16 protein-coding genes are annotated in these 16,530 nt (G+C 57.2%); 12 read left to right on the top strand and 4 right to left on the bottom strand.

Going from position 1 to position 16,530, the window contains the following annotated elements; translation table 11 throughout:
- Positions 1-93 precede the first annotated feature (93 nt).
- Both CWM66_RS07450 and CWM66_RS07455 read left to right on the top strand, forming a co-directional pair.
- Positions 94-1,476: a D-arabinono-1,4-lactone oxidase gene (locus CWM66_RS07450; RefSeq protein WP_071920303.1), complete on the top strand. Its 1,383-nt coding sequence runs from the start codon at positions 94-96 to the stop codon at positions 1,474-1,476.
- The gene (locus CWM66_RS07455) at positions 1,473-2,300 is read left to right on the top strand and encodes a glycosyltransferase family 8 protein (RefSeq protein WP_007373440.1); all 828 of its coding nucleotides are present in this window, start codon (positions 1,473-1,475) and stop codon (positions 2,298-2,300) included. The genes CWM66_RS07450 and CWM66_RS07455 overlap by 4 nt, the downstream gene beginning before the upstream one ends.
- Positions 2,301-2,427: 127 nt before the next feature.
- Here the strand turns inward: CWM66_RS07455 and CWM66_RS07460 are convergent, their stop codons facing one another.
- The 3 genes from CWM66_RS07460 to dgcN are packed head-to-tail and all read right to left on the bottom strand — an operon-like array spanning position 2,428 to position 5,275.
- Positions 2,428-3,273: a D-amino-acid transaminase gene (locus tag CWM66_RS07460; protein WP_007373439.1), complete on the bottom strand. Its 846-nt coding sequence runs from the start codon at positions 3,271-3,273 to the stop codon at positions 2,428-2,430.
- 23 nt (positions 3,274-3,296) lie between these two features.
- Positions 3,297-4,274 (bottom strand): N-acetyl-D-Glu racemase DgcA, encoded by a 978-nt coding sequence (dgcA, locus tag CWM66_RS07465; RefSeq protein ID WP_007373438.1) that lies wholly within the window; start codon positions 4,272-4,274, stop codon positions 3,297-3,299.
- Positions 4,274-5,275, bottom strand: a complete 1,002-nt coding sequence (gene dgcN / locus CWM66_RS07470) for an N-acetyltransferase DgcN (RefSeq protein WP_007373437.1) — start codon at positions 5,273-5,275, stop codon at positions 4,274-4,276. The genes dgcA and dgcN overlap by 1 nt, the downstream gene beginning before the upstream one ends.
- 554 nt (positions 5,276-5,829) lie before the next feature.
- On the opposite strand from dgcN, the gene CWM66_RS07475 reads away from it, so the two are divergent.
- Genes CWM66_RS07475 through CWM66_RS07495 form a run of 5 tightly spaced genes read left to right on the top strand, consistent with a single transcriptional unit; the run spans position 5,830 to position 10,401 of the window.
- Positions 5,830-6,966 (top strand): ABC transporter substrate-binding protein, encoded by a 1,137-nt coding sequence (locus CWM66_RS07475; protein ID WP_007373433.1) that lies wholly within the window; start codon positions 5,830-5,832, stop codon positions 6,964-6,966.
- Positions 6,967-6,998: 32 nt separating this feature from the next.
- Positions 6,999-7,898, top strand: coding sequence for a branched-chain amino acid ABC transporter permease (locus CWM66_RS07480; RefSeq protein ID WP_007373432.1), 900 nt, complete (start codon positions 6,999-7,001; stop codon positions 7,896-7,898).
- Positions 7,898-8,944 (top strand): branched-chain amino acid ABC transporter permease, encoded by a 1,047-nt coding sequence (locus tag CWM66_RS07485; protein WP_007373431.1) that lies wholly within the window; start codon positions 7,898-7,900, stop codon positions 8,942-8,944. The genes CWM66_RS07480 and CWM66_RS07485 overlap by 1 nt, the downstream gene beginning before the upstream one ends.
- Entirely contained in the window at positions 8,931-9,713 is a 783-nt protein-coding gene (locus CWM66_RS07490; protein ID WP_007373430.1) for an ABC transporter ATP-binding protein, read from the top strand. The genes CWM66_RS07485 and CWM66_RS07490 overlap by 14 nt, the downstream gene beginning before the upstream one ends.
- Complete coding sequence (locus CWM66_RS07495; protein WP_043954714.1) at positions 9,706-10,401, top strand: ABC transporter ATP-binding protein; 696 nt, start codon at positions 9,706-9,708, stop codon at positions 10,399-10,401. Before CWM66_RS07490 ends, CWM66_RS07495 begins: the two co-directional genes overlap by 8 nt.
- Positions 10,402-10,501: 100 nt before the next feature.
- On the opposite strand, the gene gcvA is transcribed toward CWM66_RS07495, so the two are convergent.
- Positions 10,502-11,401 (bottom strand): transcriptional regulator GcvA, encoded by a 900-nt coding sequence (gene gcvA, locus CWM66_RS07500; RefSeq protein WP_090397484.1) that lies wholly within the window; start codon positions 11,399-11,401, stop codon positions 10,502-10,504.
- Between the two features lie 116 nt (positions 11,402-11,517).
- Between gcvA and CWM66_RS07505 the strand changes: the two genes are divergently transcribed.
- From CWM66_RS07505 to CWM66_RS07525, 5 genes are all read left to right on the top strand, one after another.
- Entirely contained in the window at positions 11,518-12,411 is an 894-nt protein-coding gene (locus tag CWM66_RS07505; RefSeq protein WP_107146424.1) for a DMT family transporter, read from the top strand.
- A gap of 170 nt (positions 12,412-12,581) precedes the next feature.
- Positions 12,582-14,015, top strand: coding sequence for a circularly permuted type 2 ATP-grasp protein (locus CWM66_RS07510; protein ID WP_007373425.1), 1,434 nt, complete (start codon positions 12,582-12,584; stop codon positions 14,013-14,015).
- The gene (locus CWM66_RS07515) at positions 14,015-14,944 is read left to right on the top strand and encodes an alpha-E domain-containing protein (RefSeq protein ID WP_064569071.1); all 930 of its coding nucleotides are present in this window, start codon (positions 14,015-14,017) and stop codon (positions 14,942-14,944) included. Before CWM66_RS07510 ends, CWM66_RS07515 begins: the two co-directional genes overlap by 1 nt.
- Entirely contained in the window at positions 14,941-15,762 is an 822-nt protein-coding gene (locus CWM66_RS07520; RefSeq protein WP_107146425.1) for a transglutaminase family protein, read from the top strand. Before CWM66_RS07515 ends, CWM66_RS07520 begins: the two co-directional genes overlap by 4 nt.
- 29 nt (positions 15,763-15,791) lie before the next feature.
- Positions 15,792-16,526 carry a proteasome-type protease gene (locus CWM66_RS07525; RefSeq protein ID WP_007373422.1) on the top strand — a complete coding sequence of 245 codons (735 nt, stop codon included), beginning with the start codon at positions 15,792-15,794 and terminating at the stop codon, positions 16,524-16,526.
- The last annotated feature ends 4 nt before the right edge of the window (positions 16,527-16,530 follow it).

A 16,530-nucleotide genomic window follows, 5' to 3' on the forward strand; every position in this document is an offset into this window, starting at 1 on the left:
TCGCTTGAGCGAACAACCAGGCGCGATCTGCTTCACACTATTGTCTGATGGGCTACGCTTGGTTAATCCCCCTGATTCAGCAAGGAGCCGCCAATGATTGCCACGCAGACCCTGTTTCCGCGCCGACTGCCTCACCCGGACCCAAGCGATCCGGCGATTCTCAACTGGGCGAAAAACGCCACGCTGGCGGCAGAAAATGCCCTGCAAACGCCGGAGAACGAAGCGCAATTGCAGGAGATGATCGCCACCGCTGCGGGCAAAATTCGCTTTATCGGCAACCGGATGTCGCCGGGCAGAATGCTGGCGCTTAGCGGCCCGGAAGATCGGCTTATCGATCTTTCTCGCCTGCGGGGCGTGCTGGAAGTGGACAACGACAGTGTGACCTTTGGCGCGGGAACGCCGTTGCATGAGATGTTTGAAACACTGACCTCGATGAACCGCATGCTGGCCGCCTCGCCGGGCGTGATTGATGCGCAGACGCTGGCGGGCGCGATCTCCACTGGCACGCACGGCCAGGGAATGCAGCAAAGCTCGCTGGCGGATGAAGCGCTACGTATCCGGCTGGTTGATGCCACAGGCAACGTGCATGAGATCGATCGCCAGCATCGCTGGTTTGGCGCAGCACAGCTTGGTCTGGGCACGCTCGGCGCCATCAGCGCCGTCACACTGCGTACCCGCCCTTTCACCCTTTTTACCTGTTTCAAAAGCGCCAGCCCTGCCGATACGCTGGCGCAAGATCTGAACGACTGGAACGCAGAATGGGCGTTCAGCAAAGCATGGTGGTTCCCGGATGAAAATAAAGTTCATGCGTGGAAGTCCCGCGAAGCCACCGCCGAAGAGCAGGCGCGCTGGCACGACAATCACGGCGATCTGGTCGAGATGGAAAGGACGGACACAAAGATGAACGCGACCGTCGATAAAACGCTGGAACAGATGCGCGACGACACACAGATTGTCGATGACAACGGCAAACCGTTTCGCACCGTCACGCGCTTTAAAGATTTCACCGATGTGATTGGCGACATTTACCAGGTTTTTTGCCGGGGGATTGCCACGCCGCAAATCAATATTGAAATCAGCATTCCCATGGCGCGCGCTCCGGCGGTAATAGCGCGGATTAAGGCGTGGCATGAACGCTCGCACCCGCATATGCACTACCCGATTATTTTGCGCTGCACCGGGCCTTCGCAGGCCTGGCTCAGCCCGGCGTGGCAGGAACCGACCTGTTTTTTCGGTTTTGTAGTCTATTACGCCGCCGACGGCTCACTCTCTGAAGAGGGGCTGGAATTTCTGCGTGCCGCCGAACGGATGCTGGCGGAAGAAGGTGGTAAGCCGCACTGGGGAAAATATTACGACCCAACACTGTACGACTGGCCCACGCTGTATCCGCAGTGGTCGGCGTTTCAGGCAGTTCGCCAGCAGCTCGATCCGCAGGGGAAATTTCTCAACGCCTTTATGACGGAGCTACTGGCATGAGCGGCGCATTTGCCTGGGTGACGCTGCTGACGCAGCCTGATTATCTGCGCGGCGTGGAGACGTTGCAGCGCTCGCTGCGCGCCAGCGGCTCGCCGTGGCCGCTGGTGGTTATGGTGACGCCTGCGATTGATGACAAAATGCGCCAGCATCTGCAAACGCGGGGCTGCCGGGTGCAGGAAGTCCCGGTCACAGGCCCGGACCCGGCGCTGGCGCACCGCTATGCCAATGAACGTTTTGCCGAGGTGTGGAGCAAGCTGGCGGTGTGGCGGTTGACGGAATATCAGCGGGTGGCCTTTCTTGATGCCGATATGCTGGTGATTAACAACATGGATGAGGTGTTTTCGCTGCCACTCGCCGCAGGCACCATTGCTGCCTGTCATGCCTGTCGCTGTAATCCCCAGCGCATTGCCAGTTATCCGGAAAGCTGGCGGCCGGAAAACTGCTATTACAGCTGGTGTGATGATCCCGGGATGCACGGCCATCCGCCCGCGTCGCTGGATAACTACCTCAACGGCGGTTTTCTGGTGCTGACGCCGGACGAGGCGATGTATCAGCAGATGATGCAGCGGCTGGCGGAGAAAGCCGATATCTCAGCGTACGTTTTTGCCGAGCAGGATTTCCTCAACGAGGTGTTCCGCGATCGCTGGCAGCCGTTGCATTACGGCTATAACGCGTTAAAAACTCTGGCGCTCCAGCATCCGCAAATGTGGGATCTCGCACGGGTGAAGAATATTCATTACATCATTGATAAACCGTGGGAGAAGACGCCACAGCCGGGAGATAAGTGGTACGAATTACATAAGTTGTGGTGGGAATACGCGTAAATCACCGGCCTGGGGTGGGTTGTTGTGCCCAGTGGCGGCTGCGCCTTATCGCCTACGCAGAGGCAAAATCAGCACTCTTTCGCAGACCGGATAAGCGCAGCGCCATCCGGTGGATGGCGCTAAAACCTCACAGCATCTGCAAATAGATCCGCCGCAAAAGCTGGGTGATCGGCCCCGGTTTACCGTCGCCGATGGTCTGCCCGTCAACGGCAATCACCGGCCAGACAAACGTGGTGGCCGAGCTGATAAACACTTCACGGGCGTTGCGCGCCTCTTCCGGAGTAAACAGCCGTTCCTCGATCGTTACGCCATGCTCCTCGGCCAGCTTCACCAGCGCTTTGCGGGTGATGCCGTGCAGAATGCTGTTACTCAGCGGGCGGGTCACCACGGTGTTATCGTCCTGCACGATATAGCAGTTACAGGAACTTCCCTCGGTGATATAGCCGTTTTCCACCAGAAAAGCGTCGTCGGCGCCCTGCGCTTCGGCAAAGGCTTTTGCCAGACAGGGTGCCAGCAACTGCACGGTTTTGATATCCCGGCGCTGCCAGCGAATATCCGGGCAGGTCACCACACGGATGCCTTTGCTGGCCGCCGGATGATCCACCACCGCGCGCGCCTGGGTGAATAACACCAGCGTCGGCGGTGTACTGGCAGGCGGAAAATGGAAATCCCGATCGCCTGCGTTACCGCGCGTCAGTTGCAGGTAAATGCCCCCTTCCTGCAACGCATTTTCGACAATCAGCCGCTGGTGGATCTCGCGCAGGCCGTTTTCATCCACTGCCAGCGTTAACCCCAGCTCGCCGCAGGAGCGCACCAGCCGCGCATAGTGCCCGGCAAAATCCACCAGCTTGCCATTCACCACGGCGGTCACTTCATACACGGCATCGGCAAACAAAAAACCGCGATCAAAGATCGATACTTTCGCCGCCGCTTCCGGCAGGTATTCGCCATTCACATACACTGTGCGTGACATTATTCTCTCCTTACGCTTCGCCATCAGCCCCACAGAGCCGCTGTCGGTGGAAAAAGTTCGCTGCCATCATAATGCAGCCCGTGCGGGCGATCGTCCGCCAGCAGCAGCGGCCCGTCGAGATCAACAACGCTGGCCTGCTGCGCGACAACCACGGCGGGCGCCATCGACAACGACGTCGCCACCATGCAACCCACCATGATTTGCAGCCCAAGCTGCTGTGCCTGTGCCCGCACGCGCAACGCTTCGGTCAGGCCGCCGGTCTTGTCGAGCTTGATATTGATAAACTCATAACGCCCCACCAGTTGCGCCAGCGTGGCGGAATCATGGCAGGATTCATCGGCGCACAGCGGCACCGGATGCGGCAACTGCGCCAGTACGGCGTCATGCCCCGCCGCAAGCGGCTGCTCGATTAGCGAGACGCCAAGCGCCGCCAGCGCCGTCGCCTGCTGTAAATAGATACTCTCGTTCCAGCCTTCGTTAGCATCGACGATCAACCGCGCCTGCGGTGCGCCTTCACGCACCGCCGTCACGCGGGCGATATCCTGCTCATCGGCCAGCTTCAGTTTCAGCAAGGGACGCCAGGCGTTTTCCCGCGCCGCCTGCTGCATCTTCGCTGGCGTATCCAGCGACAGCGTATAGGCCGTTTGCAGATGGTGCGGCGTTCCGCTGCCGGTCAGTTGCCAGATGCTCTGCCCGCTGCGTTTGCACTGCCAGTCCCAGAAGGCGCAGTCCAGCGCATTGCGCGCCGCGCCAGCCGGTAGCCGCTGCTGCAACTGCTCGCGGCTCATTCCGGCAGCGAGCTCGCCGCGCAGCGCCTCAATCTGCGCCATCACGCTCTCAACAGTTTCGCCGTAGCGAGCGTAAGGCAGGCATTCGCCGCGCCCGGTAATGCCCTGCGCCTGCAATGTTACCGACACCACATCGGCCGCCGTACGGCTGCCGCGCGAGATCGTAAATGCCTGGCGCAGCGGCCAGCGCTCATGCGCTACCGAGAGTTCCATTACAGCGTCGCCAACGCGTCTACCAGCGCGCCAACGCCCTGACGGAACGGATCAACCACCGGCAGCCCGGTGCGCTGCTGCAGGGAGGACATCAGCGCAATCGCCTCTGCCTTATCCAGCGCCGACGTATTGACGGAAATGCCGATAAATTTCGCTTTCGGGTTCGTCAGTTGCGCCATTTTCAGGTTCAGCGCCATGCAATCGAGAATATCCGGTACAGGATAGTCAACGCCGCGCATATGTGTGCGGGTCGGTTCGTGGCACAGCACCAGCGCATCCGGCTGCGCACCGTGGATAAGCCCGGTGGTCACTCCGGCAAAGGAAGGGTGAAACAGCGAGCCCTGCCCTTCGATGATATCCCAGTGATCGGCGTCGTTATCCGGGGCGAGGGTTTCCACCGCGCCGGAGACGAAGTCCGAGACAACCGCATCTACGCTGATGCCGCTGCCGCTAATCAGAATGCCGGTCTGCCCGGTTGCGCGGAAGGTGGCTTTGCCGCCACGGGCGAGGATCTCTTTTTCAATCGCCAGCGCCGTGTACATCTTGCCGCAGGAGCAGTCCGTACCAACCGGCAGCAGACGTTTGCCGCTGCGTTTACGCCCGCTGGCGACCGGATATTGCTGAGTCGGGTGGCGAACATCAAACAGCGAGCGGCCAAGACGGTCGGCCAGCGCCTTCAATTCCGGGACATCAGCCAGTTTATTATGCAGGCCCGCCGCCAGATCCAACCCACTTTCCAACGCATGGCTGAGGATGGAAATCCACTCTTTTGAAATAATACCACCGCGGTTAGCGACGCCGACTACCAGCGTTTTTGCGCCCGCTTTTACCGCTGCGTCAATATCCATATCCGGCAACTGACAATTGGCATGACAGTTCGCCATACGGTATTGCCCGACACAATATTCCGGGTGCCATTGTTTAATTCCTTCCGCGACTTTCGCCGCCAGTTGATCGTGCGCATCACCTAAAAAAAGCAGATAGGGTTTTTGAATATTCATTATTTATCCCCCTCAGGATAAGACTGAATAAAATAATTAACGCAGAAATAACATTTCTGAAAAATGGAATAATAAACTGACTGCCAATGCAGAATAACAAGGGTTTTATTATTGTCAACCACCGCCAATGCAGGCCTTAATTACCATATTTATTACAATTATCCAGTTTTTTATGCTGCCAAAGAGTTTGTAAAAAACAACTGAAAATATTTTTATCTTTAAACAAGGCGATTGCAGACAGCGCAGGCATGAAAATATTTTGCGCGCTACCTCACTTATTTATTCATGCACCACAACGGCGCACCTGCACTATTTTAGGCAACCAAAACAGTGCTATCACGGCGGGTAAATCTATAAGAAGAATGGATGAGAAAAATCTAATTAATGGATGTATGGTGAAATCGTTATTAACAGGCAAATCCTTTATTAAATAAATGCGATAAATCAAAAGCATCAGGCCGTTAATTCCTGTATTCCGGCCGCTTCGTTATTCCAGTGTTGCGCATTAATTGATGGTTAAACATAAACAATCAACTGACGGACGTGAGGTAACAATGAAGAGTTTTGGTGGGAAAGTCTCTTTAATGGCCGTACTGATTTCCGGCCTGGCGGGCGCACACAGTGCACTGGCAGAAGAAATTAAAATCGGTGTGGTGTTGCCGCTGAGCGGCGCGCTGAGCGGCTATGGTCAGCCTTCACAAAAAGGTCTGGATCTGATTCAGAGCATCACCCCGACGCTGAAAAACGGCGATACCATTAAACTTATCGTCATCGACGATAAGAGTGACAAAGTCGAAGCGGCGAACGCCATGCAGCGCCTGGTGTCCAGCGATAAAGTGGATGCCGTGATCGGTGAAGTGACCTCTTCGAATACGCTGGCGATGGTGAAAATCGCCGACGACACTAAAACGCCGCTGGTCTCTTCGACGGCAACGAACGACCGTGTTACCCGCAACCATCCGTATGTCAGCCGCGTCTGCTTCTCGGACAGCTTCCAGGGCGTGGTCGGCGCGAACCTGGCATCCCGCGATCTGAAAGCCAAAACCGCCGCCATCGTGTTTGACAGCAGCAACGACTACTCGGTTGGCCTGGCGAAAGCCTTCCGTACCCAGTTCCTGAAAAACGGCGGCACCATTCCTATCGAAGTGCAGGCGCCATCGGGCAGCAAAGATTTCAAAGCGCAACTCTCCAGCGTGAAAGCGAAAAACGTCGACATGATCTACATGCCGATTTACTACACCGAAGGCGCGCTGATTGCCGTGCAGGCGAAACAGCTCGGTCTCAACAAACCGGTCGTGGGCGGCGATGGCCTGGCGGCGGACCCGGTATTTTTCGAAGTGGGTAAAGATGCGGTCAACGGCTATATGACCACCGATTACTACTCACCGAACGCCAAAGAGCAGACGCCCGCTGGCGAAGCCTTTATCAAAGCCTGGGAAGAGAAGTTCAAAACCCCGACCCACACCTGGGGTGCGATGGCGGCCGATGCGTACAACGTGATCGTCAACGCCATGAACCAGTGTAATAACCCGCGCGATCGCGTCTGTGTTAACGAGAAAATCCGCGCCACCAAAGACTTCCAGGGTGTGACCGGTACGCTGACGCTGAAAGATGGCGATGCGGTACGCAGTGCGGTGATCAACGAAGTGAAAGATGGCCAGCTCGCCTTTAAAACCGTAGTTAATCCGTAAGCAGTAACCGGCTGTTAATAAGAGGTTTTTTAATGGATGGCGCCATTTTTCTCCAGCAGGTAGTCAACGGCATGAGTCTGGGCGGCATGTACGCCCTGATCGCTATCGGCTACACCATGGTTTACGGGGTTCTGCGCCTGATCAACTTCGCGCACGCGGATGTGATGATGGTCGGCGCATTTGCCACCCTGTTTCTGTTTTCCTCGATTGGGCTACCCTTTGGGGTAGCCATTTTTCTGACCCTCGGTTTGTGCGGCCTGCTGGGCATGTTCATTGACCGGGTCGCCTATCGCCCGCTGCGTCAGGCATCGAAAATTTCGATGCTGATCACCGCCATCGGCGTCAGTTTTTTTCTCGAAAACCTGTTCAACGTGCTGTTTGGCGGCAGTTCGCGCTTCTTCTCCGCGCCAGACTACTTCAACAAAACGCTGACCTTCGGCCACATCATCATTACCAACGTGGCGTGGATCGTGCCGGTGATCACCGTGCTGCTGTTGCTGGCGATCCTCTGGCTGCTCTATCGCACCCGTTATGGTATGGCGATCCGCGCAGTGGCGTTTGACGTTAATACTGTGCGGCTGATGGGCATCGACGCGAACCGCATTATCTCGCTGGTGTTTGCCCTCGGCAGCAGCCTCGCAGCGCTGGGTGGCGTGTTTTACTCCATCAGCTACCCAACCATTGACCCGTTAATGGGCGTGCTAATTGGCCTGAAAGCCTTTGCGGCAGCGGTGCTTGGCGGTATTGGCAGCGTCACTGGCGCGGTGCTCGGCGGCTTTATTCTCGGCTTTACCGAAGTGGTCGCGGTCGCCATTTTCCCCGAGCTTGGCGGCTATAAGGACGCGTTCGCTTTCATGTTTTTGATTCTGGTCTTGCTGTTCCGCCCGGTAGGCATCATGGGTGACGAACGCCTGGAAAGGAGCCGTTTCTGATGTTGAACCCGACCACGACGCTTGCCGCGCAGGGGCGTAACCTGCTGATTATTCTTATCACCATTGCGCTACTGGCAGGGATTAACCTGCTGTTTAACGACTACATTGTGCGGGTAATCAGCACCGTTTTTGTCTTTATGATCCTCGCTGTCAGCTACAACCTGATTAACGGCGTCACCGGCCAGCTTTCGCTGGAGCCTAACGGATTTGTCGCCGTTGGCGCATATGTCACCGCGCTGTTTATTCTCTCCAGCGACAGCAAAATGGATATGTTCGAAATGGCGGCGCCCAGCCCGTTTATTATGGTGCTGCACGCCAGCTTCCTGCCCGCGCTGTTAATCAGCGGCGTGTGCGCGGCCGTGCTGGCGGTGTGTCTGGCGTTTCCGGTCTTCCGCGTGCGCGGCGACTATCTGGCGATTGTCACGCTTGGCTTCGGTTTTATTATCAAGATCCTCGCCATTAACAACCCGCAAATCACCAACGGCGCGATTGGGCTGAACGATATTCCCCAGCAGCCGCATCTGCTGTTCTGGTGCGGCCTGTTCGCGCTGGCGGCAACCGGGATGATCCTGCAACTGGTGTGGTCGAAGTACGGTCGCATGATGAAGGCGATTCGCGACGATGAAGATGCGGCGATTGCGATGGGCATCAATACCTTCCGCATTAAAACCTGCGCGTTCGCCACCAGCGCTTTTTTTGAAGGGATTGGCGGCGGCCTGCTGGCCTCGCTGCTGACGACGATCTCGCCGGGGTTGTTCGACTTTATGCTCACCTTCCAGTTGCTGATCATTATTGTACTTGGCGGTCTGGGCAGCACCACCGGCGCGCTACTGGGCACCATTGTGGTGGTCGGTAGCGGCGAATGGCTGCGTTTCCTTGACCAGCCGCTGTCGCTGTTCGGTCACGATCTTGGCTCTTATCCGGGGCTGCGGATGGTGGTCTTCTCACTGCTGCTGTTGCTGATTATGTTGTTCGCCCGTGAAGGGTTGCTGGGGAAAAAAGAGCTGTGGCAGTTGCGCAGAAGGAGCCGTCATGACAGCAAATAACGTCATCCTGCAAGTCGAGGATATTGTGATGCAGTTCGGCGGGTTGCGGGCCATCGACAACGTCAGTTTTCATGTCGATGAAGCGGAGATTTTCGGCCTTATCGGCCCCAATGGCGCAGGGAAAACCACGCTGTTTAACGTCATCACTGCGAACTACAAACCAACCAGCGGCAGCGTGACGCTGGCGGGGAAATCGATCAAAGGGCTGAAGCCCAACCAGGTAGTGAATGCCGGTATTGCGCGAACCTTCCAGAATATCCGCCTGTTTAACTCCATGACGGTGCTGGAAAACGTGATGGTCGGGCTGGATCACGCCAGCCGCTATTCGCTGCTGGAAGCGGCGTTGCATATTGGCCGCTACTTCCCGGCTGAACGCGCCGCGCGGGCAAAAGCGATGGAACTGCTGGAGTATATCGGCATTGCCGAGTACGCCGATTTGCAGGCCACCAATTTGAGTTACGGCAACCAGCGTAAAGTGGAGATTGCCCGCGCGCTGGCAACGGCGCCGCAACTGCTGTTGCTGGATGAGCCCGCCGCCGGGATGAACCCGAAAGAGACGGAAGATCTGGCCGGGCTGATTTTCCGCATGCGCAAGGATTATCAACTGAGCGTGCTGCTCATTGAACATGACATGCCTTTCGTCAACGCATTGTGCGAACGGGTAATGGTGCTGGAGTATGGCAAACCGCTGTTTAGCGGGCTGATGTCTGAGGCGATCCAACATCCGGAGGTGATCTCCGCCTACCTGGGGGAGGTACGTTATGCTTAGCGCCCGCGAGTTAAAGGTATTTTACGGCGTCATTCAGGGGCTGAAAGGCGTTGATATTGAGATCAACGACCGCGAAATTGTGACGCTGATTGGCAGCAACGGCGCGGGAAAAACCTCGACGCTGAACGGCATCATCAACCTGGTGCGCTCAACCGGGACGGTGAATTTCCTCAATGAAGATATCTCGCGCAGCCAGACGCACCATATCGTGCGTAAAGGGCTGGCGCTGGTGCCGGAAGGCCGCAAAATCTTCACCAACCTGACCATCGAAGAAAACCTGCGCATGGGGGCGTATAACAACCTCGCAAACTTCACCCGCCTGCGGGACCGCATGTTTACCCTGTTCCCGCGCCTGAAGGAGCGGCGTAAACAGATGGCGGGCACCATGAGCGGCGGTGAGCAGCAGATGCTGGCGATCGCCCGCGCATTGATGAGTGAGCCGGTGTTGTTGATGCTGGATGAGCCAAGCCTCGGTCTGGCTCCGAAAGTGGTGGGCGAGCTGTTTACCACCATCCGTCAGTTGCGCGAAGAGAACATCACCATTCTGCTGGTAGAGCAAAACGCCACCGCGGCGCTGACCATCGCCGATCGCGCTTATGTGCTGGAGAATGGCAAGATTGTACTTTCCGGCGCGGCGCAGGAGGTGCTCGCCAACCCGGAAGTGAAAAAGATGTATCTCGGCGGGTAAACTCTATTCGTGGCTTGATGCCGGGTAGCGGCTTCGCCTTACCCGGCGCGATAAATGCCATGCCCGATAAGCCTTCGCGCTGTCGGGCATGGCGGTGCGATCACGGTTGCGGCCAGCGATGCTCCTCGGAGGCCGCCGTTGCCAGCAGCCAGTCGCGAAAATCCCGGCTCATCCGCTGTAATACGGCGGATTCGTCGTACACCAGGTAATAGGCAATCGGTGAAGCGACGGTAATGGCCAGCGGGCAGATCAAACGCCCACGGCTTAATGCCTCCGCCACCAGTACCCGGCGCACCAGCGCAACGCCCCTGCCCGCCAGTGCGGCTTCAATCACACCGTTTGAATCGATAAATACCGGGCCTTTATCGGTATCCACATCATGTATGCCCTGCGTGTCGAACCACAAACGCCAGTCCAGCCGGTGTTCATCATGCAGCAGCGGGTAATTCAGTAATTCGCGCGGCGAAGCGGGACGGTTTTCCGCCAGCAGCGCCGGGCTGCACACCGGCAACAGATGGTCGTTCACCAGACAGTGCGACTGAAGCCCCGGATACACACCCGCGCCGTGACGTACGGCAAAATCGATCCCTTCATTGCTCAGATTGACCACCCGGTTAGTGGTATTAATCTGCACCTCCACGCCGGGATGCAGTTTTTCGAAAGCGCCCAATCGCGGCAACAACCACTGAATGGCGAAGCCGGGCGTGCAACTGACGGTGACTTTGCTCTGGCAGGCGTTATCCATTAGCCGCTGCGTGGCCTGTGATATCTGGTTAAACGCAGGCTGAATAGCGCGCAAGTAAATGTGCCCTTCCGCCGTCAGCGCCAGAAAGCGCGGCCCGCGCATAAACAACCGGACATTCAGCCACGCCTCAAGCCTGGCGATTTGCTGGCTCACGGCACTGGCGGTAATGCATAACTCCTCGGCCGCCGCTTTCATACTCATATGTCGGGCGACGGTAGCAAAACAGATTAACGCCTGCAGGGGCGGTAGGGTCATCGCGGCTCTCCGCATAATTAAGTGCAACTAAACTGTAGCAAAAATGCTGGTTTGTCAGCCTGATGCCACCGGGGTAAAACATTTTTAGTTAAAAACGCAACACAAGGAGTTGCACAATGCGGGCCATTGATTACCTGAGATTAATGATGCTGGCGGCCATCTGGGGCGCGAGCTTTCTGTTTATGCGGATTGCCGCACCGGAATTCGGTGCCATTAACACCGCTTTTCTCCGCGTACTGTTTGGCTTTCTTGGCCTGGCGGCACTGCTGGCGCTGTTTCGCCGCGCGTTTCAATTTTCCGGTAAGCTGCGCGCGGCTTTGCTGCTTGGGGTGATTAACTCCGGGCTGCCGTTTCTGATGTACTGCCTGGCCGCGCGTTGGCTGCCTGCCGGGTATTCCGCTGTTCTCAATGCCACCACGCCGTTGATGGGCGCGCTGGCGGGCGTGGCGTTTTTTGGCGAACACCTGAGCGGGAAAAAGTGGGCGGGCGTTGTGCTCGGGCTGGTGGGGATTTTGACTATCACCACGCTCGGCGAAATGCGCAACGTGCAGGAAGTCGCCGCTGGCGTAGCGGCATGCCTGGTGGCGACCGGCTGCTATGGCATTGCCGGTTTTCTCACCCGCCACTGGATAACGGCGCGCGGCGGTCTGGAACCGACGCTGGTCGCCTTCGGTAGCCAGGCGGGCGCCACGCTGTTTTTACTGCCGTTCTGCGCCTGGTCGATTGGCAGCGGCGCAACCATCAACTGGGCGCAGCCGTCCGTGTGGGCCTGCGTGCTGGCACTGGGCCTGCTTTGTACCGCCGTGGCATATATTCTCTATTTTCGCCTGATTGCCGATATCGGGCCGCTGCGCAGCCTGACTGTTACCTTTCTTATCCCGCCGTTTGCCGTGCTGTGGGGCTACCTCGTGCTGGGCGAAACGCTGAACGGTGGGTTTCTTATCGGCGCGCTGATTGTCTGCCTGGCAGTATGGCTGGTGGTCAGCCCGACGGCCGAGAAACGCCGTTAGCAAAGGTTCTGCTACGCTTATCTTCACACCACTTTAGCGCGCTGCCGCTGCGCTTCGCCTCAAAATGGTGCATTTGCGCCTGTACTCACCACGAAAACGCATTGCCAGCCATGCTGGCATGCTTTCTGCATTTTTACAGAATCTTCACACGCGCAATGCAGGGGATGACAATGATAAAAATAACGCTTCCGACAGCACCTTACTACGATGAGATGCTCAGCGCAGAGGGCAGTCAACGCCAGCATTACGATGCCTGGTGGCAGTGGCTTCAACAGACCGACCAGCACGCCATCCATCAAAAGAAAGAACAGGCAGAACTGTTATTTCACCGGGTGGGCATTACCTTCAACGTTTATGGTGAAGAGGGAGGCACCGAACGCCTGATCCCCTTTGACAGCGTACCGAGGATTATCCCGGCCCATGAGTGGCGCACTCTCGATCAAGGCATCCGCCAGCGCGTCAAAGCGCTGAACGCTTTCCTGTACGATATCTACCATCAGCAAAATATCCTCAACGCCGGTATTGTTCCGCGCGAGCAGGTTCTGGCGAACGAGCAGTACCAGCCCTGCATGCAGGGCGTGGATCTGCATAACAATATTTACGCTCACATCACCGGTATCGACATGGTACGTAACAGCGATGGCCGCTATTACGTGCTGGAAGATAACCTGCGCACCCCGTCCGGCGTCTCCTATATGCTGGAGAACCGCAAGATGATGATGCGCCTCTACCCGGATCTCTTCGCCAGCCAGCATATTGCGCCGGTGGAGCGCTACCCCGGCTACCTGCTGCAAACCCTGCGTGAAAGTACCCCGGTGGACGATCCCACGGTGGTGGTGATGACGCCAGGGCGTTTTAACAGCGCCTATTTTGAGCACAGTTTTCTGGCACAGCAGATGGGTGTTGAGCTGGTAGAAAGCGCCGACTTGTTCGTCAAAGGCGGCGCGGTCTATATGCGCACCACTGAAGGCCCGTGCCGGGTGGATGTCATCTACCGCCGCATTGACGATGCGTTTCTCGATCCGCTGGCGTTTCGCGCCGATTCGATGCTCGGTGTTCCGGGCCTGCTGTCGGTCTACCGGTCGGGCGGCGTGGTGCTGGCGAACGCGATTGGCACCGGCGTGGCCGATGATAAATCCATTTACCCCTATGTGCCGGACATGATCCGCTTCTACCTCAGCGAGGAGCCGATTCTCGGCAATATCGCCACCTGGCAGTGCCGCAAGCCCGACGATCTTAACTATGTGCTGGCCCATCTCGACAGCATGGTGGTGAAAGAGGTTCACGGTGCGGGCGGGTACGGCATGCTGGTCGGCCCGAAATCGACCCGCCAGCAGATTGAGGATTTCCGCAAGCGGCTGCTGGCGAACCCCGGCAACTATATTGGCCAGGAGACGCTGGCGCTCTCCACCTGCCCGACCTTTGTCGAAGAGGGACTGGCGCCGCGCCATATCGATCTGCGCCCGTTTGTGCTCTCCGGCGAAGAGGTTCGCCTGGTGCCTGGCGGCCTGACGCGCGTGGCGCTGAACGAAGGTTCGCTGGTGGTGAACTCGTCGCAGGGCGGCGGCACCAAAGATACCTGGGTGATGGAGGAGGATGAATGATGCTAAGCCGCACAGCCAGCGAACTGTACTGGATGGCCCGCTACCTGGAGCGGGCAGAGAGCTTTGCCCGGGTGCTGGATGTTACCTGGAAGCTGTCAATGATGCCGCGCCACCGCCAGCAGCAACACGATTTGGCGCTGCCGCTCAATCTCACCTTTTCCCATGAGCTGTTTCAGCAGCGTTACGCCCGCTTTTCCATGAACAACCTGCTGAACTTCTTCGCCCTTGATAGCCACAACCCGAGCAGCATTTATAGCTGTATTGAAATGGCGTGGAATAACGCCCATGCGGTACGCGGCAGCCTGTCATCGGAAGTGTGGGAGTGCATCAACACCACGCGTATCGACATCCGCAATCTGCGTCAGTCCGGGGTGGATAAAATCGGTATTGATACCTTTTTTGACTGGGTGAAAGAGCGCTCGCATCTGTTTCGCGGCGCGATGTTCGGCACGTTGTTGCGCAACGATGCGCAGTGTTTTATTCGTGTCGGTACGCTGATTGAGCGCGCCTACGCCACCGCCCAACTGCTGGCGCTTAAAGATCAGCAACTGAACAACGATCCGGATCCAGTGCGTGAATATTATCGCCTCGACACCCTGCTGCGCGCGGTGAGCGCCCGCGAGGCCTATCACAGTATTTACCGCCAGCCGATCAGCCGGGAAACCGTCAGCGAACTGCTGGTGTTCCGTAATGATGTGCCCCGTTCGCTGCATGCCTGTGTGGCGGATCTGGTACAGCAACTGGAGATGATCGGTAATACGCGGGCGCATGTTCCGCTGCGCCGGGCGCACCTGCTGCATGTGGAACTGCGCTTTGGTTCCCTCGACGAGGTAATGAATCAGGGGCTGCAAAACTGGCTGAACCACTTCCTCACCCAAATTAACGAACTGGCCGATAGCATTCGCCAGACTTATCTGGAGGCGATATGAAACTCAGCATCAACCATTTAACGCATTACCAGTACGATGAAGAGGTGAAATTCAGCACCCAGTATCTGCGGCTAACGCCGCAAAACTCCGCGCGCCAGCAGGTTAGCGAGTGGAAACTGACGCTGCCCGCCTCGGCCGTCGCCACCCATGATGCTTATGGCAACCTGATGCATGTGCTGACGCTGGACAGCCCGCACCAGGAGATTTTTATCCACGCTCAAGGGGTGGTGGAAATCGCCGATAATGTGGAAGAGAGCCAGGATAACAGCGATGAAACGTTGTCGCCGCTGGTCTTTTTACGCGTCACGCCGCTGACGGAAGCGGACGATCTGATCCGCGGTTTTGCCAGCCGCTATTACCGGGAAGCAGCGCCCGAAGAGAGCCTCACATCGCTGATGGCGGAATTACAGCTAAAAATGCCGTATACTCCCGGCGCGACGCATGTGCAGGACAGCGCAGCGGACGCATTCGCCAAAGGGAAAGGCGTCTGCCAGGATCATACCCATGTGTTTCTGGCCTGCTGCCGTAGCCTGAAGATCCCGGCGCGCTATGTCAGCGGTTATGTCTATAGCCGGGATACCGAGCACGTGGCGATGCATGCCTGGGCGGAAGCCTGGATCAACGACCGCTGGCACAGTTTTGATATCACCAACAATACCCGCCTGCTCAACCAGCATCTGCGGCTGGCGGTGGGGATGGATTATCTGGATGCCTGCCCGGTGCGCGGCAGCCGTTTGGGCGGCGGCTGCGAAGAGCTGTTTTCCACCGCTGAAGTGAATCTGTTTACGCAACAGCAGCAACAGGTTCAGCAGCAATAGCGTTAACTGTTATGTAGAAAGGTGAGGTAATGACCTACTGTGTGGCCATGCGTCTGTGCGACGGGCTGGTCTTCGCTTCTGACTCCCGGACCAATGCGGGCGTCGATCACATTGCGACGTTCAAAAAACTTCACGTTTTTCAGCGTGAAGGCGAACGGGTACTGGTGATCCAGTCCGCCGGTAATCTGGCAACCACGCAGAGCATTATCAGTCTGCTGACCTCGCGTATTGAGAGCCAGCAGACGCCCAACCTGATGCAGGCCGAAACCATGTACGACGCCGCAACGCTGATCGGCGAAACGGTGCGGGAAGTTATCCACCGCGACAGCAAGGCGCAGCAAAACGGTAGCAACACCAACTTTGGCTGTAATATGCTGCTGGGCGGGCAGATTGGCAACGAAGAGCACCGGCTGTTTCATATCTATCAGGAAGGGAATTTTATCGAGTCGACCAACGACACGCCCTACTTCCAGATTGGCGAAAGCAAGTACGGTAAACCGATTATCGATCGGGTGTTAACGCCAGATACGCCGCTGGAGCAGGCGATGTGCTGCGCGCTGATCTCGATCGACTCCACGCTGCGCAGCAATCTCTCCGTCGGCATGCCGCTGGATGTGATGATCTACCGCCGCGAAAGTTTTCACGCCCGCGAACAGCAACGGATTATTGAAAGCGATCCCTATTTTATTGCCATCCGCAAAGCCTGGTCTGAAGGGCTGCTCAACACCTTCCGCCAGTTAACACCCTTTCCCACTCAACCCTGATCCC

The organism is Kosakonia sp. H7A, from assembly GCF_003028445.1.
In the GTDB taxonomy this organism is placed as follows: Bacteria; Pseudomonadota; Gammaproteobacteria; order Enterobacterales; family Enterobacteriaceae; genus Kosakonia; species Kosakonia radicincitans.